The 20,514-nt window shown below is 68.3% G+C and carries 22 protein-coding genes; 9 read left to right on the top strand and 13 right to left on the bottom strand.

Features of this window, described 5'->3' with window-relative positions; genetic code table 11:
* The first annotated feature begins 120 nt into the window (after positions 1 to 120).
* Positions 121 to 735 (top strand): hypothetical protein, encoded by a 615-nt coding sequence (locus tag ABZX12_RS02540; RefSeq protein WP_355689128.1) that lies wholly within the window; start codon positions 121 to 123, stop codon positions 733 to 735.
* A gap of 66 nt (positions 736 to 801) precedes the next feature.
* Here ABZX12_RS02540 and ABZX12_RS02545 read toward each other — a convergent pair whose 3' ends face one another.
* The 9 genes from ABZX12_RS02545 to ABZX12_RS02585 all read right to left on the bottom strand — a co-directional run bounded on the left by ABZX12_RS02545 (position 802) and on the right by ABZX12_RS02585 (position 10,603).
* On the bottom strand, positions 802 to 1,782 hold the full coding sequence (locus ABZX12_RS02545; RefSeq protein WP_355689130.1) for a hypothetical protein: 981 nt from the start codon (positions 1,780 to 1,782) through the stop codon (positions 802 to 804).
* Positions 1,783 to 1,943: 161 nt separating this feature from the next.
* Positions 1,944 to 2,222 (bottom strand): carboxymuconolactone decarboxylase family protein, encoded by a 279-nt coding sequence (locus tag ABZX12_RS02550; RefSeq protein WP_355689132.1) that lies wholly within the window; start codon positions 2,220 to 2,222, stop codon positions 1,944 to 1,946.
* A gap of 62 nt (positions 2,223 to 2,284) precedes the next feature.
* Positions 2,285 to 2,914, bottom strand: a complete 630-nt coding sequence (locus tag ABZX12_RS02555) for a VOC family protein (protein WP_355689134.1) — start codon at positions 2,912 to 2,914, stop codon at positions 2,285 to 2,287.
* Positions 2,915 to 3,030: 116 nt separating this feature from the next.
* Entirely contained in the window at positions 3,031 to 4,044 is a 1,014-nt protein-coding gene (locus ABZX12_RS02560; protein ID WP_355689135.1) for an iron-siderophore ABC transporter substrate-binding protein, read from the bottom strand.
* Between the two features lie 100 nt (positions 4,045 to 4,144).
* Positions 4,145 to 6,439: a glycoside hydrolase family 95 protein gene (locus ABZX12_RS02565; protein WP_355689136.1), complete on the bottom strand. Its 2,295-nt coding sequence runs from the start codon at positions 6,437 to 6,439 to the stop codon at positions 4,145 to 4,147.
* Positions 6,440 to 8,101: an ABC transporter substrate-binding protein gene (locus ABZX12_RS02570; protein ID WP_355689138.1), complete on the bottom strand. Its 1,662-nt coding sequence runs from the start codon at positions 8,099 to 8,101 to the stop codon at positions 6,440 to 6,442. It abuts the gene before it with no gap.
* A 28-nt stretch (positions 8,102 to 8,129) separates the two neighbouring features.
* Positions 8,130 to 9,080 carry a carbohydrate ABC transporter permease gene (locus ABZX12_RS02575; RefSeq protein WP_355689139.1) on the bottom strand — a complete coding sequence of 317 codons (951 nt, stop codon included), beginning with the start codon at positions 9,078 to 9,080 and terminating at the stop codon, positions 8,130 to 8,132.
* Complete coding sequence (locus ABZX12_RS02580; RefSeq protein WP_355689141.1) at positions 9,077 to 10,075, bottom strand: ABC transporter permease subunit; 999 nt, start codon at positions 10,073 to 10,075, stop codon at positions 9,077 to 9,079. Before ABZX12_RS02580 ends, ABZX12_RS02575 begins: the two co-directional genes overlap by 4 nt.
* 345 nt (positions 10,076 to 10,420) lie before the next feature.
* Positions 10,421 to 10,603, bottom strand: a complete 183-nt coding sequence (locus ABZX12_RS02585) for a hypothetical protein (RefSeq protein ID WP_355689142.1) — start codon at positions 10,601 to 10,603, stop codon at positions 10,421 to 10,423.
* Between the two features lie 351 nt (positions 10,604 to 10,954).
* Here ABZX12_RS02585 and ABZX12_RS02590 point away from each other — a divergent pair, with 351 nt between their 5' ends.
* Positions 10,955 to 12,196: an MFS transporter gene (locus tag ABZX12_RS02590; protein WP_355689144.1), complete on the top strand. Its 1,242-nt coding sequence runs from the start codon at positions 10,955 to 10,957 to the stop codon at positions 12,194 to 12,196.
* Here the strand turns inward: ABZX12_RS02590 and ABZX12_RS02595 are convergent.
* Positions 12,180 to 13,166 (bottom strand): TerC/Alx family metal homeostasis membrane protein, encoded by a 987-nt coding sequence (locus ABZX12_RS02595; protein ID WP_355689146.1) that lies wholly within the window; start codon positions 13,164 to 13,166, stop codon positions 12,180 to 12,182. The genes ABZX12_RS02590 and ABZX12_RS02595 overlap by 17 nt on opposite strands.
* Before the next feature lie 275 nt (positions 13,167 to 13,441).
* Between ABZX12_RS02595 and ABZX12_RS02600 the strand changes: the two genes are divergently transcribed.
* From ABZX12_RS02600 to ABZX12_RS02620, 5 genes are all read left to right on the top strand, one after another.
* Entirely contained in the window at positions 13,442 to 13,990 is a 549-nt protein-coding gene (locus ABZX12_RS02600; protein ID WP_355689148.1) for a helix-turn-helix domain-containing protein, read from the top strand.
* A complete protein-coding gene (locus ABZX12_RS02605) occupies positions 13,987 to 15,483 on the top strand; it encodes an MFS transporter (RefSeq protein ID WP_355689150.1) in 1,497 nt (498 codons plus the stop codon). The genes ABZX12_RS02600 and ABZX12_RS02605 overlap by 4 nt, the downstream gene beginning before the upstream one ends.
* Positions 15,484 to 15,767: 284 nt before the next feature.
* A complete protein-coding gene (locus ABZX12_RS02610) occupies positions 15,768 to 16,001 on the top strand; it encodes a septal ring lytic transglycosylase RlpA family protein (protein WP_238350537.1) in 234 nt (77 codons plus the stop codon).
* A 13-nt stretch (positions 16,002 to 16,014) separates the two neighbouring features.
* The gene (locus ABZX12_RS02615; protein ID WP_355689152.1) at positions 16,015 to 16,617 is read left to right on the top strand and encodes a cell wall protein; all 603 of its coding nucleotides are present in this window, start codon (positions 16,015 to 16,017) and stop codon (positions 16,615 to 16,617) included.
* A 10-nt stretch (positions 16,618 to 16,627) separates the two neighbouring features.
* On the top strand, positions 16,628 to 17,434 hold the full coding sequence (locus ABZX12_RS02620; protein ID WP_355689154.1) for a MauE/DoxX family redox-associated membrane protein: 807 nt from the start codon (positions 16,628 to 16,630) through the stop codon (positions 17,432 to 17,434).
* Positions 17,435 to 17,568: 134 nt separating this feature from the next.
* On the opposite strand, the gene ABZX12_RS02625 is transcribed toward ABZX12_RS02620, so the two are convergent.
* Complete coding sequence (locus ABZX12_RS02625) at positions 17,569 to 18,078, bottom strand: NUDIX hydrolase (RefSeq protein WP_355689155.1); 510 nt, start codon at positions 18,076 to 18,078, stop codon at positions 17,569 to 17,571.
* 37 nt (positions 18,079 to 18,115) lie between these two features.
* Here ABZX12_RS02625 and ABZX12_RS02630 point away from each other — a divergent pair, with 37 nt between their 5' ends.
* Entirely contained in the window at positions 18,116 to 18,505 is a 390-nt protein-coding gene (locus tag ABZX12_RS02630) for a VOC family protein (protein WP_355689156.1), read from the top strand.
* On the opposite strand, the gene sigJ is transcribed toward ABZX12_RS02630, so the two are convergent.
* Complete coding sequence (sigJ, locus tag ABZX12_RS02635; RefSeq protein ID WP_355689157.1) at positions 18,496 to 19,383, bottom strand: RNA polymerase sigma factor SigJ; 888 nt, start codon at positions 19,381 to 19,383, stop codon at positions 18,496 to 18,498. The genes ABZX12_RS02630 and sigJ overlap by 10 nt on opposite strands.
* Complete coding sequence (locus tag ABZX12_RS02640) at positions 19,380 to 19,910, bottom strand: cupin domain-containing protein (protein ID WP_355689159.1); 531 nt, start codon at positions 19,908 to 19,910, stop codon at positions 19,380 to 19,382. The genes sigJ and ABZX12_RS02640 overlap by 4 nt, the downstream gene beginning before the upstream one ends.
* A gap of 143 nt (positions 19,911 to 20,053) precedes the next feature.
* Between ABZX12_RS02640 and ABZX12_RS02645 the strand changes: the two genes are divergently transcribed.
* Complete coding sequence (locus ABZX12_RS02645) at positions 20,054 to 20,476, top strand: DUF1801 domain-containing protein (protein ID WP_355689160.1); 423 nt, start codon at positions 20,054 to 20,056, stop codon at positions 20,474 to 20,476.
* The last annotated feature ends 38 nt before the right edge of the window (positions 20,477 to 20,514 follow it).

Here is a 20,514-nt window from a genome sequence, read left to right on the forward strand (position 1 = left end):
AAAGTCCATGCCCGGGCGGGTGCGGCGATTTCATCCGTACGGACGACCGGACTGCGCCGCAATGATGAGGAATCCGTGGGGGTACTGGTGCCTTCGGGTGACAGCGCCCACAATGCCCGTATGCCGTCCGCGCAGGTCACCGCACCGTTCGTCGTCAAGCGCCACGGGCTCGGCACGACCAGGACCGCGCTCGCGGTCGGCACCGTGATCTTCGGCCTGATGGTCGCGCTGACCCTGACGATCGTCGTCGTCCAGGCGATCCGCGGCGAGTCCATCCGGGAACCGCTCGAGGCGGTCTGGCTGGCCTGGGGCGGGACGCCGCTGATCTTCGCGGTCGGGTTGCCGATCCTGCTGCTCGTCGGCGCGATCACGGCGCTCGAGGAACGGCGCGAGGAGGACGAGGACGACGTCCTGCTGACCGTCGACGACGCCGGCATCCGCCTCGGCGGCGAGCAGCCCCGCACCATCCCGTGGGACCAGGTCCGCGGGGTGTGCCGGCTCGAACGCCACGAGGTCAACGACGAGGGCGAGGACACCTGGGAGCCGCACCTGGTCGTCATGCTCCTCGACGAGGACGCCCTCCCCCGCAGTACGAAGGCTTGGGGACCGTCGTGCCCGTGGCCGGGCGCTCACGAGATCCTGGGGCGCAGCCTGCCGTACGACGCCCTCGCCACCGCTGTGGCTCAGCACGCACCGCATGTGCCGGTCAGCAATCGCGGGCGAGTCGAGGACTGACTGACCTGCGCCTGCTGTCAGCGGAAGCGGCGGACGACAGGTGCGGCGAAGGCACGGGGGCGTTCCCTACTCGAACTCGTTGAGGTCGAAGGTGTACCAGTCGCGGTTGGAGAAGAAGTGTGTGACCGAACCGCGGCAGTGGACCCGAGCCATCGGCAGTGCTGCACCGTCGGGTGCCCACAGGTTCGTGCGGCTGGTCTCGGTGAAGACACCATCCGTCAGACTGCCGACGATGAGGACGGATGGGTCGCGATACGTGCCGATGAGTCCGACTCGGTCGTGTGCGGTGATGATTCCGCTGGGTCCGGTCACGTTCTCGGTATCGTGAATCTTCTCGTGTCCGTCAGCGATCCGGACCACCGGGAAGTCGGTGTAGGTGCAGGCCCACACCGCGTCCGGGGCTACGTTGAGGGCGTAGCAGTCGGCCACGAGACCCTCGTCGGGGTCCAGCTCCCAAGTCTTCTGGAACGCTGGTGACCACGCGACGATCCCCGCCGCACCCAGAGGGTCGGGGCTGTTCTGTTCGCCCCAGCCGAGGTTGCCGAAGACGCCCTCGTCGAAGTACCCGGCCCAGATCGTTCCGTCGGCGGCCACCTGCACGTGCTGCAGCCCATCGCCCAGGCATCCGCGGCGGATGATCCGCCCGTCCTCCCCGATCACCGTGGCGTTCTGCTCGGGACCGAGATCAGTCCAGCGGCAGCGGGTGCCCACGACCAAGAAGGACCCGTCGGGAAACTGCTGGACGTGCGGGTAGGCGACCGACAGCGCCGGGACCGCCACCACCCTGGAGGCCGTCCCGGATTCGTCGTACGCCGCGAGCGCCACTGCAGGTGCGGCCGAAGGCCGGGTCCGCGGGAAGGATGCCCCTCCCGGCTGTTCGTCGCGCTCGTGAAGCTTCGGCGCGTCCTCTCCCGACGTCCACAGGGCAACCGGACCGCTGAGGCCGACGCCGACGGAGACCAAAGAGTCGAAGCCGGACGGCGGAGCCAATGCGCCGCGCCACCGCACGCGCGGCTGACGGTCCTTGCTCCGAGATCGGGGAAACATCGCGCCTCTCAAGTCATCGACGACCATCCGAAAGTGTGCCAAGCATCAGGTGACCCGTCTCCTCCTCTCGACAACGGTCATCGCGGCAGGTGCCCGTTCGCCTGGCGAAGCGCACGCTCGAAGGTGGGCCTGTGTCCGCGGTCGGCGTCGGTGCGCCGCTCTCAGCCGTTCTGCACTGGGAGTAGGTCCTGCTCGATGAAGACCTTCTTGGCGACAGCGACGGCGTTGAGCGCGCGAGGGAACCCGGCGTACCCGGCGGCGTGAATCAGCGTCTCGACGATCTCCTGCGGGGTGAGTCCGACGTTCAGCGACGTACGGAGGTGGACCTCGAGCTGGCGCTCGCAACCGCCCAGTGCAGTCAGTACGCCGGGCGTGAGGACCGTCAGGCCGCGCTCGTACCGCAACTGCTCTTCGGGACTGTTGATGTCGGGAGCCGTCATGCCTCGACGCTAATCTCCGACCGGTCCAGGCAAGGCTGGTGTAGGCACTGTCTGCGCGTGGTTCAGCCGTCTCGGCCCTGCCATGTGGTCACGCAGGCTTCGTTTCCTTCCAGGTCGGCGAGCACCCAGAACGCGGGGGCACGGGTCGCGGATACAAGTCGGCCGCCGGCTGCGAGTGCGGTCTCGATACGTCGAGTTGCCTCGTCATGCGGGACACAGATGTCGAAGTGGATGCGATTGCGCTGCGGGCGCGGCTGATCCATCTGCTGGAACCAGATGGCCGGGCCCTGACCGACCGGGTCGACGAGCGGATCTTCCGGCCCTTCTCTGCCCACTTCGTCTGCGTAGCCCAGCACCGCCTTCCAGAACGGCCGGATCCCGGCAATGTCGAGTGCGTCGATCGCGATCTCCAGAACCTGGACGGACCGCGGTGCTTCCGTGCCGATCTCGGGCTCCGTGTGCAAGCCGGACTTTTCTGCGGCGGCGGTGATCCGGAGGGCGAGTTCGACATCCGTGGTGGTCACTGCTGCGCGCTCCACCGACTGCAGGGTGAAGACGACGCGATCGGGGCGAGCGTCGACCCGAAGATGCCCGTCTGCGTCGTCACCGCACACCGCGGCAGCATCCGTTGCCAAGCCGATCGCCCGCGCCAGAGACTCGACCGGGACCGCTGTCCGCAGACTGCCCAGCAAGAACCGCCACCCAGATCCCTGAACCGCCTCCGACGCTTCCGGCCGACTCAGTACATGTTCCATGGCCGAATCCTTGCAGCCCCCACTGACAACCCAGGCGCGAGCACGCGTGGGTGTTATCCCTTGGCGGCGAGGAGGTTCTGCAGGTCGTCCAGGACCTTCATGGCGCCGATCGGGCCCAGGCCGAGGAACCAGACCTCGTCGTCGACGCGTTCGGCCTTGCCGGCCTTCACCGCGGCCAGGGACTTCCACAGGGTGCCGTTGACGACCTTGTTCTCGTCGGTGGTGTCGGGTTTGCCGTAGCTGGAGTAGAAGATCCAGTCGCCGGCGGCCTGGCCGATGTTCTCCTGGGAGACCTCGACGGCGAGGTCCTGCACGTCCTGGAGCTTGGGCCGCGGCAGCCCGACGTCCTTCAGGATGACGCCGATGAACGACAGGTTGCCGTACAGCCGGATCTGCCCGGGGCGGAACCGGACCAGCGAGATCGTCGGGGCGCCGTCGACCTTCGACTTCACCTCGTCGGCGCGCTTCTGGTAGTCGTTCAGCAGGCCGGTCGCCTTCTCCTCCTCACCGACCGCGTCCGCGACCAGCAGGAAGTTCTCCTTCCACGGGAACCCGGGCCGGATGCTGAACACGGTCGGCGCGATCGCGCTCAGCTTCTCGTACAGGTCGTTGGCCCGCAGCTTGCTGCCCAGGATCAGGTCCGGCTGCAGCGCCGCGATCGCCTCGAGGTTCAGCTCGCTGATCCCGCCGACGGTCTTGATGCCCTGCGCCTTGTCCGCAAGGTACGACGGTACGCCGTTCTGCCCGGCCGTCGTCGCCATGCCGACCGGGGTGATCCCGAGCGCCAGCACGTCATCCAGCTCGCCGCTGTCCAGCACGACGACCCGCGACGGCTTCTTGTCGAGCTGCACCGAGCCGAGCGCGCCCTTCACCGTCCGCGGGAACGCCCCCGGCGCGGCGTCCGAGCCGAGTTTCGCGGTCTCCGCGTCGGCGGTCTTGAACAGCCGCCCGCCGGTCGCCACGTCCCTGTCACCGACGCCGGTGTCCGAACTCTTGGTGTCCCCGCCGCCACACCCGGCCAGCACCAGCACCGCACCCGCCACAACGATCCCGATCAGCTTCCTCACGACCGCTGACCCTACAACAACTCAGGTAAGGCAGCCCTAACCACCCACGGCCCACGAGTCCGGCCACCAGTTTGTGCACCAGATCCGTACGCCGGCGGGCTCACGACGCGGATGTGGTGCACAAAGTGACCTTTTGGCCGGGGTCGAGGGTGAGGGTGCGGACGTCGTGGGGCGTGACGGCGATGCGGTGGGTGCCGGCCTGGGTTGCGTGTACGACGGCCTCGGTCAGCATTCCGTCGCGCCAGGTCACGTCGAACACGAGGCCGCCGCGGGCGCGCAGGCCGCGGAACGAGCCGTCGGGCCACTCGGCCGGCAGCGCGGGCAGGACGCGAACGACGTCGGTGTGGCTCTGCAGGAGGAGTTCCGGGATGCAGCCGGTGATGCCAAGGTTCGCGTCGATCTGGAAGATGTCGCCGTCGCGGTGCATGAGGTTGTCCGACACCAACCGGCTCAGGTAGTCCTGGATCACCGCGACCGCGCGCGCCGGCTCGAACAGCCGGGCCCAGAGCGCGACCAGCCAGGCGGCGGTCCAGCCGCCGTTCACCGCACCCTCCGTCCGCAACTCCAGCGAAGCACGCGCTGCCGCGGCCCACTCCGGCGTACGCACCGGGTCGATCTCCGCGCCCGGATACAGACCGTAGAGATGCGACTGGTGACGGTGCTGCGGCTCCGAGGGTTGCCAGTCGGTCGGCCACTCCAAGAGCCGCCCGTCGGACGCCGTACGGATCTTCGGCAAGCGTTCCCGGGCGACGGTCGCCCGCTCCACGAGCTCGGAGGACAGACCGAGGACCGACGCGGCCTCGGCCAGGTTCGCGAACAGCTCGCGGATCAGCCAGATGTCGTACGTCGACGTGAGATCGACCGACGCCTTCGCACCGGAAGGCAGGACGAAGTGATGCTCCGGAGCGGTCGACGGGACGAACTGCAGGACACCGCGCTGATCCTCGACCAGCATCGCCAGGACGAACTCGGCCGCACCCGCCATCACCGGATACGCGCGTTCCCGTAAGAACGCCACGTCGCCGGTGAACCGGTAGTGCTCCATGAGGTGCGCGGTCAGCCACACCCCGCACGTCGCGCACATCGCCCAGACCGGATCGTCACCGCCCTCGCCCACGGGCCAGGTCGCCCTCCAGATGTCGGCGTTGTGGTGCGACACCCAGCCGGGAGCGTCGTACAGGATCCTTGCGGTCTCGGCGCCGGACGCCGCCAGGCCTTCCAACAGGTCGGTGAGCGGGTCGAAACACTCGCTCAACCCGGTCAGGTCGGCGAGCCAGTAGTTCATCTGCGTGTTGATGTTGTTGGTCCAGTCGCTGGCCCACATCGGCCGACGGTCCTGGTTCCAGACGCCTTGCAGGTTGGCCGCCTGGGTCCCGGGCCGGGACGAGGCGATCAACAGGTACCGGCCCAGGTTGAACGCGAGCGCGACCAGGTCCGGATCGTTGCCGCCGGCAGCGACCGCCTTGATCCGCTCGTCGGTCGGCAGAGTGACGACCGGGCCGAGCTGCAACTCGGCCCGGTCGTAGAGGGTGGCGTGGTCCTCGACGTGACGCGCACGCAACTTGTCCACGGTCACCGCGTCCAGAGCCGCGGTCGCCTCCGCGAGCGCGACGGACAGATCGCGGCCCGGCGGCACCGTCCACCCGGCGAACGTACTGGCGGCGGCCACCAGTACGGTCAGCCGATCCGCCCCGCGAACTGCGACCCCGTCAGGCGAGGACGTGACCGTACCGCCCTCGGCGTGGGCGCGGAGCGCGACGCCGAAGCCGATGCCGCGCCCGTCCTCGTACCGGATCGGGTCCGGCCGCTCGCGGTACTCGATCGTCAGGTCCGACGGCGCCCGGCCGACCACGCCGTAGCTGCCGCCGGCAACTTCCGCGGCGACCGGATGCGGGCTGTCGAGCGCGAGATCGAGATCGACAGCGCCGGCCCGGTCGGCCGTGACGGTCCACACCAGCACCTGGTCCGGCGCGGACACGAAGGTCTCGCGCCGGAACCGCACGCCGTCGACCGTGTAGTCGACGGCGGCGATCCCGGTGCGCAGATCCAGGCTCCTCCTGTAGTCCGCAGGGTCACCCGAAGCCGACCGGATCACCAGGTCGGCGAGCGGCTGGTACGACTCCACCAGCGGCCCCTGCAACGCACGGGTCCGCTCGGTGGCGGCCAGCTGATCGCCGTCCTCCAGCAACAACCGGCGTACGTCGGCCAGCACCGCCGGTCCGTCCGGCACGGTCAGCGTGCGCGGACCGTCACCGGACCAGACGTCGTCGAGGTTGAGCGCGATCCGCTCGTCGGCGACCCGGCCGTACACCTTCGCGCCGAGGTGCCCGTTGCCGAGCGGCAACGCCTCGAACCAGTCGGCCGCGGGGCTACGGAACCACAGGAGGTGTGACAACTACTTGCTCCCGGACTTGTACTTGTCGTAGGCCTGCTGGTTGATCTCCAGGTAGCGCGGCATGCCGGTGCTCTCGAGGCCCTTCACGTACGCGTCCCAGTCGGTGTCGATGTTCTTCGAACCGGTGATGAAGGCCAGCTGGTTCTGGTTGACGTACGTGTTCAGGTTGGTCTGCAGCGTCGCGAGCTCGCCGCTCAGGCTCGGGTCCGGCCAGACCGAGGTCTGCGGGAACCACTGCGCCTTGTCCTCGTGGCCCTCGTACAGCTTGGTGGCCTCCCACAGCCGCCGCTCCAGGCCGGCGCCGGTGTAGATGTCCTTCGGCACGACCTGCGCGTTCCGGTAGGCCAGTGTGTTGTTGTACTGACCGAGCGCGCCCCAGCTGATGTTCTTCGGCGCGTCCTGCTTCGGCTTGTACAGCGCCTTGGTGCTCGCGTCGAGCGCGATGTCACCGGCGGCGGGCTTGGTCCAGCCGACACCCTCCGGGCCCATGTTGGTGATCATCTGGCCCTCGTCGCTGTAGATCCAGTCGAGCATCTTGATCGCCGCGACCTGGGCCTCCTTGCTGGCCTTGTTGGTCAGCATGAACGTGTAGCCGGTCGACGTCGGGTGGTTGTACCCGGTGTAGCTCTTGCCCTCGGGACCGGTCAGCGGCGGGACCGCGTCGTACTGCTTGTCCCGGCCGTCCTTGGAGTCGAGCTGGACGAAGATGCCCGGCCACAGCACCGGCACGGAGCCGAGCACGACAGCCTTCGGGTTGTTGCCCTGCGCCTGCAGCGCCTGCGCGTTCTGGGTGAACGCGGCCTGGTCGATCAGGCCGTCCTTGTACAGGCCGTGGATGTACTTCAGGCCTTCCTTCCACTGGTCCGACGTGACCGGCGTGACGACCTTGTCGCCGTTCAGCGTGATCAGCGACCGGACGCCGTTGTTCGCACCGACCGGGTCGTAGGCGAACGCGTTCATCAGGTACGCGATCAGGCTGCTGTCCTGGGTGTCGGTGGTCATCGGGATCTCGTCGGCCTTGCCGTTGCCGTTCGGGTCCTTGGTCTTGAACGCCTGGAGCACGTTGCGCAGGTCGTCGGTCGTCTTCGGCACCTGCAGGCCGAGCTTCTTCAGCCAGGCGCTGTTGATCCACAGCTTGTCCGGGTAGGTGCAGTGGAAGCAGTCCGCCCACTGCGGCAGCGCGTAGATGTGACCGTCGGGCGCGGTCGACATCTCCTTGTACTCCTTGTTGGAGTCCAGCGCCTTCTGGATGTTCGGCGCGTTCTCCTTGATCAGGTCCTCCAGCGGCACCGCGATGCCCTGCTGGCCGAGCTTGAGCACCTCCGCCTGGGTGAACGCGTCGATCCACGGGATCAGGAAGAACAGGTCCGGGTAGTCGCCGCTGGCGAGCGCGATCTGCCGCTTCTCCTTGGCCGGCCCGGCGTCGTACGTCGTGGTCTGCCAGCGGAACTGGATCTTGAACTTGTCGCTGATGATCTTGGTCACCGCGTTGGTGTCCATGTTGGTGCTCTGGTCGGACGGCGTGAAGGTGTCGATGACGACCTTGCCGTCGGCCGACGTCTCGTTCGCCGCACCCTTGCTCGACTTGTCCGAGCTGCACGCCGCCAGGGCGAGCGCGCCGGCGGCGGCCAGCGCGACCACCTTGCTCACGGATGAGCGCATTGCTGTGTTCCTCTCTGAAGTGGCTGAATCAGCCCTTGACCGCGCCGACCATCACGCCCTTGGTGAAGTGGCGGGCGACGAACGGGTAGATGATCAGTACGGGCAGGCTCGAGATGACGATGAGCGCGTACTTGAGGACGTTGGCCAGCTGTTGCTGTTCGAGCTGCTGGGCCAGACTCGTCGTGGTGGTGGACCCGGTGAGGGTGTTCAGGATCAGCACGTTCCGCAGCACGATCTGCAGCGGGTACAGGCCGGGGTCCTTGAGGTAGATCAGCGCGTCGAAGTAGCTGTTCCACTGGAAGATCGCGTACATCAGCGCGATCACCGCGATCACCGGCTTGGACAGCGGGAGCACGATCGACCACAGGAACCGCAGGTCGCTCGCCCCGTCGATGGTGGCCGCCTCGTACAGCTCCTCCGGGATGGTGCTACGGAAGAACGTCCGCGCGATGATCACCTGCCAGACCCCGATCGCGCTCGGGATCACCATCGCCCAGCGGGTGTTCAGCAGGCCGAGGTCCTGGACCACCAGGTACGTCGGGATCAGGCCGCCGGAGAACAGCATGGTGAAGATCAGCACGCTCATGATCACGTTCCGGCCGAAGAACGTCCGGCGGGACAGCGGGTACGCGATCGCGATCGTCAGCGTGACGCTGATCAGCGTGCCGCCGATCGCGTAGATGAACGAGTTCAGGTAGCCCTTCATGATCAGCGGGTCGCTGAACGCTTCCTTGTAGGCCTTGAGCGACGGCTCGATCGGCCACAGCAGCACCCGCCCGGCGCTGACCGCCGACGGGCTGCTGAACGAGTTCGCGACGATGTAGATGAGCGGGACGGCCACGACGATCAGCGCGAGCCAGAGCATGATCTTCACGCCGGTGAGGAAGATCTTGTCGGCGCGCGTCTCCTCGATCGTCGTGCGCTGCGACTCGTGCCGGCGCGACGACGTACGGCGGAATCCTTGCAACGTGACACTCATGACCAGAGTCCGTTTCCGGTGATGCGCTTGGCGGCGAAGTTCACGCCCAGCAGCAGGAAGAGGTTGATCACCGAGTTGAAGAGCCCGATGGCGGTCGCCATGCTGAAGTCGGCGTTCAGCAGACCGGTCTTGTAGACGTAGGTGGCGATGATCTCCGACTGCGCGGTGTTCAGCGGGTTCTGCAGCAGGAACGCCTTCTCGAACCCGATCGACATGATGTTGCCGACGCCGAGCACCAGGATGATCACCGCGGTCGGCATGATGCCGGGCAGGTCGACGTGCCGGATCCGCTGCAGCCGGCTGGCACCGTCGATCCGCGCCGACTCGTGCAGCGCAGGGTCGATCCCGGACAGCGCGGCCAGGTAGATCACGGCGGAGTATCCGGTGGTCTGCCAGACGTCCGACCACACGTAGATGTGGCGGAAGTAGTCCGGCCGCCCGAGGAAGTCGACCGACGGTACGCCGAACAGCCCGATCGCGTCGTTGACGAAGCCGAGCCGCGGCGACAGCACCAGGATCGTCATCGAGACCACGACCACGGTGGAGATGAAGTACGGCGCGTAGGTGACCAGCTGGACGATCTTCTTGAAGCGGCCGTTGCGGATCTCGTTCAGCGCGATCGCCAGGATGATCGGGATCGGGAAGCTCGCCAGCACCGTGTAGACCGAGAGCAGGAAGGTGTTCTTCACCAAGGTCCAGAAGACCGGGTTCTGGAAGAACAGCTCGAAGTTGCGGAAGCCGACCCAGTCACTGCCCCACGGGCCCTTGATCGGGCTGTAGTTCTTGAACGCGATCACCGCGTTCGCGATCGGGACGTACTTGAAGATCACGAAGTACGCGAGCGGTACGACGACGAGCAGGTAGAGCTGCCAGTGCCGCCGAAGACTGCGCCGGGCCTGGGTCCGGCGACTCGTTCGCGGTGGTTTCCGGGCGGTTGCCGCCGCCGGCGGCGCCGGTGCCGCGGGCGCCGGTTTCACCTCGAAGGTTGCGCTCACTCCGCATCCTTTCCCTCACGCGCTGGAGTGGAACCGATATCCGATAGGATCTCGGGTTTCGCTATCCCGGAGGATGACACAGATCCAAGGACAGCGGAAGAGTTCCCCGGCCGGTCGATACCGGACGGTGACCGATGTGCTCAGATCCCTTGCCGACAAGGGATTCGCGGCGTTGCTCTCAGCAACTATCGGTCGGCAAACGCCAGCTGATCCGGTGGCCAGCCACCGGATCCGGGCACACGCCGATCACACCCGGGGTCGCTCTGAGCCACCGACACCGGACCGATCCACAATTTATTTCTCGTGTTAACTATGTCGCAGTCAACCCGCCCACGGCGGCCCATGTCAAGACCTGGCTTTGGTCAGCTGTCGCCCGATCGCCGCCTCGTCGAACCGGCCGGCGCGCTGACCGTTCCAGAGCTCGGCCATCACCATCAGGACGCGCAGCACGACCTGCAACGGCTCGATCGCAGCCAGCTCCCGCTCACCGAGCGGATCCGCGGCGGTGCGCTCGTAGGCGCCGATCATCTCGCATCCAGGTCTGCCGCCTGGAAGAACCCCTGGCGACGCCCGAGGTCGAGGCCGAAGGCGTCGAGTGGGGGTGTGCGCAGCATCCGAGCATGGTCGCAGCTCGGGAGGGGCCAGACAGGAACCTGACCCGACCATCACGGGGGAACGGCCGGGCCAGGCACTACCGATAGTACTCCTGATGACCAGGCGGGGCCGGGTAATTCGAGGGCGGACGCGCCGGGTGCTCCCCTACTCTTGGGGGCATGCGAACCCGCTCCTGACAGCGCACCACGGCGTGCGCCGAAACCAAGCGTTTGACCTCTGGTCGCGCTTCGTCCTGTCCGCACGCGTCCTCAGGAGCACCCCGCGATGCCTTCGTACCGATCGGCCGACCCGGCCCGGACGTACTACGTCTACAACGCCGCCTGGTCCTTCCTGGCCGCGCTGTCCTTCACCCTGAACCTGGTGTACTACGTCCGCGACGCCGGACTCGACCCGCTGCAGATGGTCCTGGTCGGGACCACGCTCGAGGTCGCCTGCTTCCTCTTCGAGATCCCGACCGGCATCGTCGCCGACCTGTACAGCCGCCGGCTCTCGATCGTGATCGGCTTCCTGCTGATCGGCGCCGGCTTCCTGCTCCAGGGCCTGGTGCCCGCGTTCCTGGCGATCCTCGCCGCGCAGGTGCTGTGGGGCGTCGGCTTCACCTTCACCTCCGGCGCCGACCAGGCCTGGATCACCGACGAGATCGGCGCCGAGCGGGCCGGCCGGGTGTTCGTCCGGGCGCAGCAGTTCGAGCTCGCGGCGAAGATCGCCGGCATCGTCACCGCCGGCGGTCTCGGACTGATCAGCCTGCCGCTGCCGATGGTGATCTCCGGCGCCGGGATGATGCTGCTCGGTCTGCTGCTCGCGCTGTTCATGCGCGAGCAGAACTTCCACCGCACCCCGCGCGCGGAGCGGGAGACGTTCCGGCACCTGGCGGAGACGTTCAAGCACGGTCTCGGGGTCGCCCGGCGGCGCCCCGTCGTACGGACGCTGGTCGTGGTCAGCCTGATCGGCGGCCTGTCGAGCGAGGCGTTCGACCGGTTGTGGTCGGTGAAGATGCTGACCTTCACCTTCCCGACCGTGTTCGGTACGTCGGACCCGGCGTTCTGGTTCACGGTCCTGGCCCTGATCGGCACGCTGCTGTCGCTCGGCACGTCGGTGACGCTCGACCGGCTCTCCCCGGAGCGGTTGTCGGCGGCGCACCCGACCGGGATCCTCGCGACGTTCGCGCTGCTGCAGATCGTCGGCGTGGTCGGCTTCGCGCTGTCCGGCAGCCTCTGGCCGACGCTGGCGGCACTGTGGCTGACCACCGTCGCCGGCACGGTCGCGTACCCGGTCCAGTCCGCGTGGCTGAACCGGCACATCGACTCCCGGTCCCGCGCGACCGTCCTGTCGATGGTGTCGCAGGCGAACGCGATCGGTCAGGTGGCCGGCGGCCCGCCGCTGGGCGCGGTCGGCCGGTCGTCGCTGCGGGCGGCGCTGCTCGCGTCGGGCCTGATCCTGGTCCCGATCCCCGCGCTCTACCTGCGCACCCGGGTCCCGGACGAGGCCGTCACTCGTCGATCTTGATCCGGACGGCTTCGCGGCGGTTGTCGTACGACGACTTGATCAGGCTGGCGACCGTGGTGACGAACAGGGTGCCGACGATGAAGCCGAGCGAGGTCAGGATGCCGATGTGCGGCAGGTGGATCGCGCCGATGTCGTCGATGTGCGAACCGTGCAGCGCCTCGATGATCAGCTTCACGCCGATGAACGCGAGGATCACCGAGAGGCCGACGTTCAGGTAGACGATCCGCTCCAGCAGCCCGCCGATCAGGAAGTACAGCTGCCGCAGGCCCATCAGCGCGAACGCGTTCGCGGTCAGCACGATGTACGCGTCCTGGGTGAGCCCGAAGATCGCCGGGATCGAGTCGAGCGCGAAGATCACGTTCGCCATCCCGATCGCGGAGATCACGATCACCAGCGGGGTCAGCATCCGGCGGCCGTCGATCCGGGTGGTCAGGTTGGCGCCGTCGTAGTCGTGCGACAGCGGCAGAACCCGGCGCAGCCCGCGCAGTACGGCGTTCTCCTGGAAGTCCTCGTCGTCGTTCTCGCCCTCGATCGCCAGGCGGACCGCGGTGTAGACCAGGAACGCGCCGAAGATGTAGAACACCCAGCTCGCCGCCGAGATGGCCGCCGCGCCGGCCAGGATGAACACCGCGCGGAGCAGCATCGAGACCACGATGCCGATGTACAGCACCTTGTCCTGCGCCAGGCTCGGGACGGCGAACCGGGCCATGATGATCACGAACACGAACAGGTTGTCGACGCTCAGGCTGTACTCGGTGATGTACCCGGCGACGAACTCGCTGCCCGACTGTCCGGGGCTGAACAGGAACAGGCCGAGCGCGAACAGCCCGGCCAGGCCGACGTAGAACAGCACCCAGCGGGTGGCGTCCTTGATCGTCACGGTGTGGTTGCGGCGAGCGATCACGATCAGGTCGAACGCGACGATCGCGAGCAACCCGACGATCGTCAGCACCCAGACGGCGGGGGACATGACAGAGACCATGACGAACCTCCGGACGTCGGCGAACAGCTGCTTGGTCCGGAGGTCTCTCCCACCCGGATGACTCCGGGCCGGCAGCACCGGTTCGGCCGCCCAGGCCTCCCGTGATGACGACGCTGCCGCTTCGGGGATACTCCCCTCCACAAACGCGCCAAGTGTATAGGTACCCAACGCATTTGCGATCATGGTATACCGCATACTGACTGCAGAACTAGATCGAAGACCAATATGAGACATCAATGTCTCATATGAGATACAGTTGTCTCATGGCAGTCGACCGAGAGCAGGTACTCCGGGCCGCCGCGAGCCTGTTGATGCGGAAGTCCACCGCGACCATGGACGAGGTCGCCCGGGCGGCCGGGATCAGCCGCGCCACCCTGAACCGGCAGTTCGCCGGGCGGGACGCGCTGATCCGCGCGCTGGAGGAGCTCGGCATCGCCGAGTGCGAGGCCGCCGCGACGCGGGCCGTCGTCGACGACGGTCCGGCCCCGGACGCCGTACGGCGCTTGGTGCGCGAGCTGGAGCCGGCCGCCGGGCTGCTCGCGTTCCTGTACTCCGAGAACCAGCTGTTCGAGGGCGACGAGCAGAACAAGGGCTGGGCACGGCTCGACGCCCGCATGGTCGGCCTCTTCCGGCGCGGCCAGGAGGCCGGTGAGTTCCGGATCGATCTGAGCCCGGTCTGGCTGACCGAGGCGCTCTACGGGCTGCTGGTCTCGGCGGCCTGGGCGATCAGCGAAGGACGCGTGGCCCCCAACGACTTCACGACGAACATCACCGAGCTGCTGCTCGGTGGCGCGACACGGAGACAGGTGTGAAGCAGCAAGTGACGCGGCCCGGGCGCTGGCTCGCGCTCGCGGTCCTGGTGCTCGCCGTGCTGCTCGTCGCGGTCGACGCGACCGTTCTCGGCCTCGCGACTCCGTTCCTGTCCGAGGACCTGCAGCCGTCGGGCAACCAGTTGCTGTGGATCGGCGACGCGTACTCGTTCGTGCTCGCCGGGCTGCTCGTCTCGATGGGCAGCCTGGGCGACCGGATCGGCCGCAAGCGCATCCTGCTGATCGGCGCGACCGCGTTCGGCGCGATCTCGGTGCTCAACGCGTACGCGAACTCGGCCGAGGTGATGATCCTGGCACGCGCACTGCTGGGGGTCGCGGGCGCGACGCTGATGCCGGCCACGCTGGCGCTGATCCGCAACCTGTTCCACGATCCACGCGAGCGCAGTCTCGCGATCGGCATCTGGGGCGCCGCTGCGTCGGCCGGGATGGCGATCGGCCCGATCGTCGGCGGCGTCCTGCTCGAGAACTTCTGGTGGGGTTCGGTGTTCCTGATCAACCTGCCGGTGATGGCGGTGCTGGTCGTCGTCGGCGCTCGGCTGCTGCCCGAGTCCCGGAACCCGGAGCCCGGTCCGTGGGACCTGGTCAGTGTCGTGCTGTCGATGGTCGGAATGGTCGGGATCGTCTACGCGATCAAGGAGTTCGCGGCGCACGGGTTCGGCTGGGTCCCGGTCGCCGCGGCCGTGGCCGGCGCGATCGCGCTCTACGGATTCGTCCGGCGGCAGCGCCGGCTGCCGATCCCGTTGCTGGACCTGAGCCTGTTCCGGAGCCGCGGATTCAGCAGCGCCGTCCTCGCGGACCTGCTCACGATCCTCGGGTTGTCGGGGCTGATCTTCTTCCTGTCGCAGTACCTGCAACTGGTGCAGGGGCTGCGGCCGATCGAGGCCGGGCTCGCGGAGTTGCCGGCTGCGATCGGGTCGATCGTCGCCGGTCTGCTCGCGGGACAGGTGGCGCGGCGGTTCTCGGTGCGCGTCGTCGTGGCCGGCGGGCTCGCGGCGATCGGCCTGGCGCTGGCGGCTCTCACCACGATCGGCGCGGACACGGGCTACCCGCTGCTCGGTACTGCGCTGCTCGTCGTCGGGGCGGGCGCCGGGTTCTCCTTCACCGTGACGGCCGACGTGATCCTGGCCGCCGTACCGAAGGAGGAGGCAGGCGCGGCGAGTGCCGTGTCGGAGACGGCGTACGAGCTCGGCGCGGCGCTCGGTATCGCATTGCTCGGCTCGATCGTGACCGGGGTGTACCGCACCTTCACCGGACCCGCGGGCACGCCCGAGGCGGCTCACGAGTCGTTGGGCGGTGCGGTCGAGGCCGCCGCCAAGCTTCCGCCGCAGACCGCCGCCGCCCTGCTCGACGCCGCCCGGGAGTCGTTCGCGCACGGCGTTTCGATCGCGGCCGGCGTGGGCGCCGTCGTCCTGCTGGCCACCGCGGTCGCGGCGTGGTTCCTGCTCCGCGGCCAACGACTCGGCACCGAACGCTAGGCAAAAAGTTTCCGTTTCTTCGATGAGCCCTGGGAGATTTCGCCGGATCGGAGTACAAAGAAGTTCTGTAGGTCTGTCCGCCCCTAGGCCTAGGAGGAACTGTCATGGCCGGATTCAACGGCGAAGCATCCTGGTTCTGTTGCGGAAACGCATGGGGACCCTGTGCGAGCACCGGTCACGGTGCCTGCGGCACGTGCAATTCCGGGAGCTTCCAGCACGCGTGGCCGAACACTTCGGACGCGTGCCTGTCGATCACCCGTCCGGATCGCTGCGGCTTCACCGGGATGTCCCGGCGTACCTGCGGTTTCCGGCACGCCACCACCAACCTGTGCAACGGAAAACGGGTCGTCACCTCGATCGCGGACTGCGGTCCGCAGACCGACCTGTTCTGCGGAGAACGCGCCTGCTGCGGCGGCACGTGCGCCGCGAACCGCCTGCTCGACCTCACGCCGGCCGCGTTCTCCGCGATCGCCAGCCTGAGCGCCGGTCTGATCCCCGCGAACATCGACGTCGGCTGAGGAGTGAGCTGAGATGACTGCAACGATGGATCGCCGCGCCCTGCTCACCCGCGCCGCGCTCGGCGCGACCGGCCTGGTCGCCGCGAGCGCGATGGGATCGCTGGCTCCCGAGACCGCGTTCGCGGCCGGTGCACAGTTCCCCGACGCCGGGCAGCCGGACCCGAACTTCGCCGAAGGCCTGATCATCGGCCGGAACCAGGATCTCCTGCAGGTGCAGGGATCCGACGGCCGGCTGCACCGGATCCAGCTGACCGGTGTGACGAGTGTCTGGAAGCTTCGGCCGACCACGATCGACCAGGCCAAGATCGGCGACGGGCTGTACGCGCGCGGTGTGCTGTTGCCCGACGGGGTCCTGGCTGCCGAGGCGGTCTGGGTGAACATCGTCAACCTGACCGTCGCGATCACCTCGATCGGGCGCAACGGCGTCCAACTCGACCATCACGGGCAGAAGGTCGTCGGGCATGTCCAAGCCGGGACCACCGCGGCCGTGTACAACGGCACGCCGGCGGTGTCGGACCTGTCGATGCTCAAGGTCGGCCGGCACGCCCAGGTGATCGGCGCCTGGCGGCCGGGGACGAACGAGATCGACATCGCCACCATCTACACGTCGAACTGACATGGGCGCCGTGGCGGCTGCGCAGCCGCTCTTGATCGGACTGCTCCTGCTCTGGTCGGCCTACGGCAAGTTCAAGGCCCCCGACCAGGCCGACCGCACCGCCCTACCGACCCTGGTCGGCGAGTCCCGAGCCGAACCTGTCTACCGGACCGTCGCCACCGTGGAGGCTTTGCTGGCACTGGCGCTTCTCCTGCCGCCTTCCTGGCCGGTCGAGGCGTTCGCCGCTGTCGCACTGTCCGTCGGCTTCACCGGATTCCTGATCTACTCGAAGGTCGTCGTCCCCGAGGCCTCCTGCGGGTGCCTGAAGGCTTCCGCGAAGCCGGTCGGCTACCGGGCGATCGGTCGCGCGTTGTTGCTCCTGGCAACCGCCGGGCTCGCGACCACGGCAGCCGCCGGCTGGTGGTCGGCCGGCGCCGGATTGCTGGTGCTCGTCGTCGAGGCGGCGGCGTTCGCGATGCTGTCCGCCGAGCTCGACCGGTACTGGCTGCTGCCGTTGCGGCGCTTCCGGATCCGGCTCAGCCACCCGTACGCCGGTACGGCCTCCAGCACCACACCACTCGTCGCGACCCAGCGGCGCGTGATCCTCAGCCCGGCGTACCGCGCGGTCGACGGGATGCTGAGCTCCGACATCCACGACTACTGGGACGACGAGGACTGGCGGTTCGTGAGCTACGCCGCCAGGTACGACGGCCGCCGCGCGACCGCCGTCTTCGCCGTACCGCACCAGGACTCCACACCGTCGGCGATCCGGGTCGCCGTCGTCGAGGAGACGACCGGCCTGACGCTGTACCGCCCGACGGTGCTCGCCACCGCCTAGCAGCCGAGGCCGAAGGCCCCCGCGGACCTTCCGCGGGGGCTTTCGTGCGGTTGACAGCGACTCCGGTAGTTAGGACGCACTCCTAATAGTCCCCTGCAGCTCCTCCGGCGGGATGTCTGTCGAGCTGCGGATTGCTACACCGGGCGGCCGAAGTCGGCGTAGGCGGGGATGCCGGTGGTGAGGGCCTGTTCGGCGAGGGTGAGGCGGCGGGTCATGGAGGGGCGGAGGCGTGGGGCTGCTTCAGGGAGAGTGAGGAAGTGGTGAGCACGCGCCTCGGTCGGGTCGAGGGTGAGGGTGTCGCCGTCCAGGACGCCACCGTCGAAGACGAACGCCAGCGAGTCGGACCACAGCCCGCTGGCAGGGACCCAGTCGACGACCAGCAGGCGGCCGATCTCCAGGACGAGGCCGATCTCCTCCCGCACCTCCCGGCAGCACGCCTCGTACGGCGACTCGTTCATCTCGACGATGCCGCCCGGGATGTCGAGCGTCGGCTTGTACGTCGGCTCGAGAAACAGGATCCGCCCGTCACGGTCCCGGATCAGCGCACCCCCGGCGGCGGTCTTCCGCGGCATCCGGCCTGCGATCCCCGGGTTGAACTCCTGCTCCGGCTCCCCCTCGGCGGCAAGATCGTCTTGTCGGTTCACCGCACTAGTGTCGTACGCCGACGAAGGAGGTGCCACGATGCTCAGAGGGCGATCCGCGAAGGGCCACTGGTTCGGGACGGTGATCGACGCGCCGGACCCGCAGGCGCTCGGGCTGTTCTACCACGAGATTCTCGGCTGGGAGATCTACAAGAACGAGCCGAACGAGTTCACGCTGGCAGTCCCGGGCAACTCCGAGACGTATCTGGCTTTCCAGCCGCAGACGTCCGCGCCCTGGGCTCGGCCGGTGTGGCCGGCGACTGAAGGACAGCAGCAGATGATGATGCACCTGGACATCGAGGTCGGCGACCTCGAGACCGCCGTCGAGCACGCCCTGGAACTCGGCGCCACGCTCGCCGACTTCCAGCCGCAGGGCAATGTCCGGGTCCTGATCGATCCGGCGGGGCATCCGTTCTGTCTCTACACCTGATCCAGTTGGGTGCGGAGGTAGGTGAGTTTGCCGGGGTTCAGGACGGCGCGGATCCTGGCGATGGCGCCGTCCCGGAGCTCGGGGACGAGTACGCCGGTGAGGTTGCCGGACTCGTGGACCAGGATCGCGGGCGCGGCGTTGACCTCGATCACGGACAGCCGGGCCGCCAGGGCGCGGGGGCCGGCGGCGAGGCCGGCCAGGTAGTGGGCGGCGTCGGAGCGGCCGAAGATCGGTTCGCGGGCCGCGGTCGCCTTGCCGCCGCCGTCGGCCCAGATTGCCGCGTCCTCGGTCAGGATCGCCTCCAGACCCGTGACGTCGCCGTCGACGGTGGCCGCGACGAACCGCTCGACCAGGGCCGTCGCGTCCGCGGGTCGCGCCTCGAAGCGTCGCCGCTCGTCGCCGAGGCGGGCGAGCGCGCGGTGGTACAGCTGCCGCGCGTGCCCTTCGTCGACCCCGAGCACCTCGGCGCTGTCCCGGTGCGTGTAGCCGAACGCCTCCCGCAGCACGAAGACCGCCCGCTCCGGCGCGGTCAGCTTCTCCAGCAGCACCAGGAAGCCGAGCGACATCGTGTCCCGCCGCTCGACGAGCTCCTGCGGGTCGTTGCCCGTAGCAATGGGCTCGGGCAGCCACGGACCGACGTACCGCTCCCGCCGGGCCCGTGCCGACGTCAGCCGGTTGATGCACAGGTTCGTGACGACGGTGGTCAGCCAGGCGGCCGGCGTCTGCACCGGTCCGTGCCCCGATCGCCAGCGCAGGTACGCGTCCTGCACGACGTCCTCCGCCTCGGTCGCCTCGCCGAGCATCCGGTACGCGATCCCGAACAGGCGCGGCCGCTGCTGCTCGAACTCGGCGACCTCGTCCACGGCCTCAATTGTCACGGACGCTCCGCGAACGGGACGAGCTGCTCGCGGTCCCCTTCCCGTACGGCGAGCTCCTGCCGCCAGACGGGGTTGTCGACGAAGTGGTTGTCGAAGCGCTCCGCGGTCGCGAGCACCTCGGCCGGCGACGCCGCGCCGCGCCGGATGCGATCGCCGAGCCGGAAGTACTCGAACCGGTTGTTGCCCGGGGCCTTCACGATCAGCACGTCGGCGCCGGTGTCCATCGGCGTACCCCAGGCGTGGTGCATCAGCGGCGGCACCAACAGGTAGTCGCCCTTGCGGACGGTCAGGACCTGGTCGCCGGCGAGGATCCGGAGCGCGCCGTCGAGCAGATAGAACATCTCCGGCGACTCCCGGTGGAAGTGCGGCGGCGGGCCGTCGATGCCCGGGCCGAGCGTGGTCCGGACGACGTTCATGGTCCCGCCGGTCCGGTCGGCGTCGGCGATCAGCCAGGTCTGGTTCGGCGCCTCGCCGAGCCGCTCGGCACCGGCGCCACGGGTCAGGACTGCGGTCTGGTCTGCGTTCATGCCCACCTGACCGGGCGGCCGCCCCGATTCGTGACGACGCCGGATGTGACGGCCGTCACTGCGCGATCGATCAGTTTTCGAGAAGCAGCTGCGGTCCGGCGGCTTCTAGTGTTTGGAGTACCGACGAGCAGAAAGGCACTCCGATGGCCACCACGAAGAAGAAGTCGTACGACGGGTTCACCGCGGAAGAGCAGGCCGCGATGAAGGAGCACGCGAAGGAGCTGAAGAGCAAGCAGGACCCGGCCGAGGCGCAGGCGGCGAAGATCGCGGGGATGGCCGACGCCGACCGGGTGATGGCCGAGCGGCTCAACGAGCTGATCCCGCAGATCGCGCCGGACCTCACCCCGAAGCTGTGGTACGGCATGCCGGGCTGGGCCAAGGACGGCAAGATCGTCTGCTTCTTCCAGGACGCCGCGAAGTTCAAGGCCCGGTACGCCACCTTCGGGTTCAACCCGCCGGCCGCCCTCGACGACGGCGACTTCTGGCCGACCTCGTACGCCCTGCTCGAACTCACCCCGGCCGTCGAGAAGAAGATCGTCGCCCTGGTCAAGAAGGCCGCCGGCTAGACAGCCGGCCGGACCCGGGCGGCCGGTCCGGCACTGCC

The sequence above is a fragment of the Kribbella sp. NPDC003505 genome (genome assembly GCF_040610875.1).
Lineage (GTDB): Bacteria > Actinomycetota > Actinomycetes > Propionibacteriales > Kribbellaceae > Kribbella.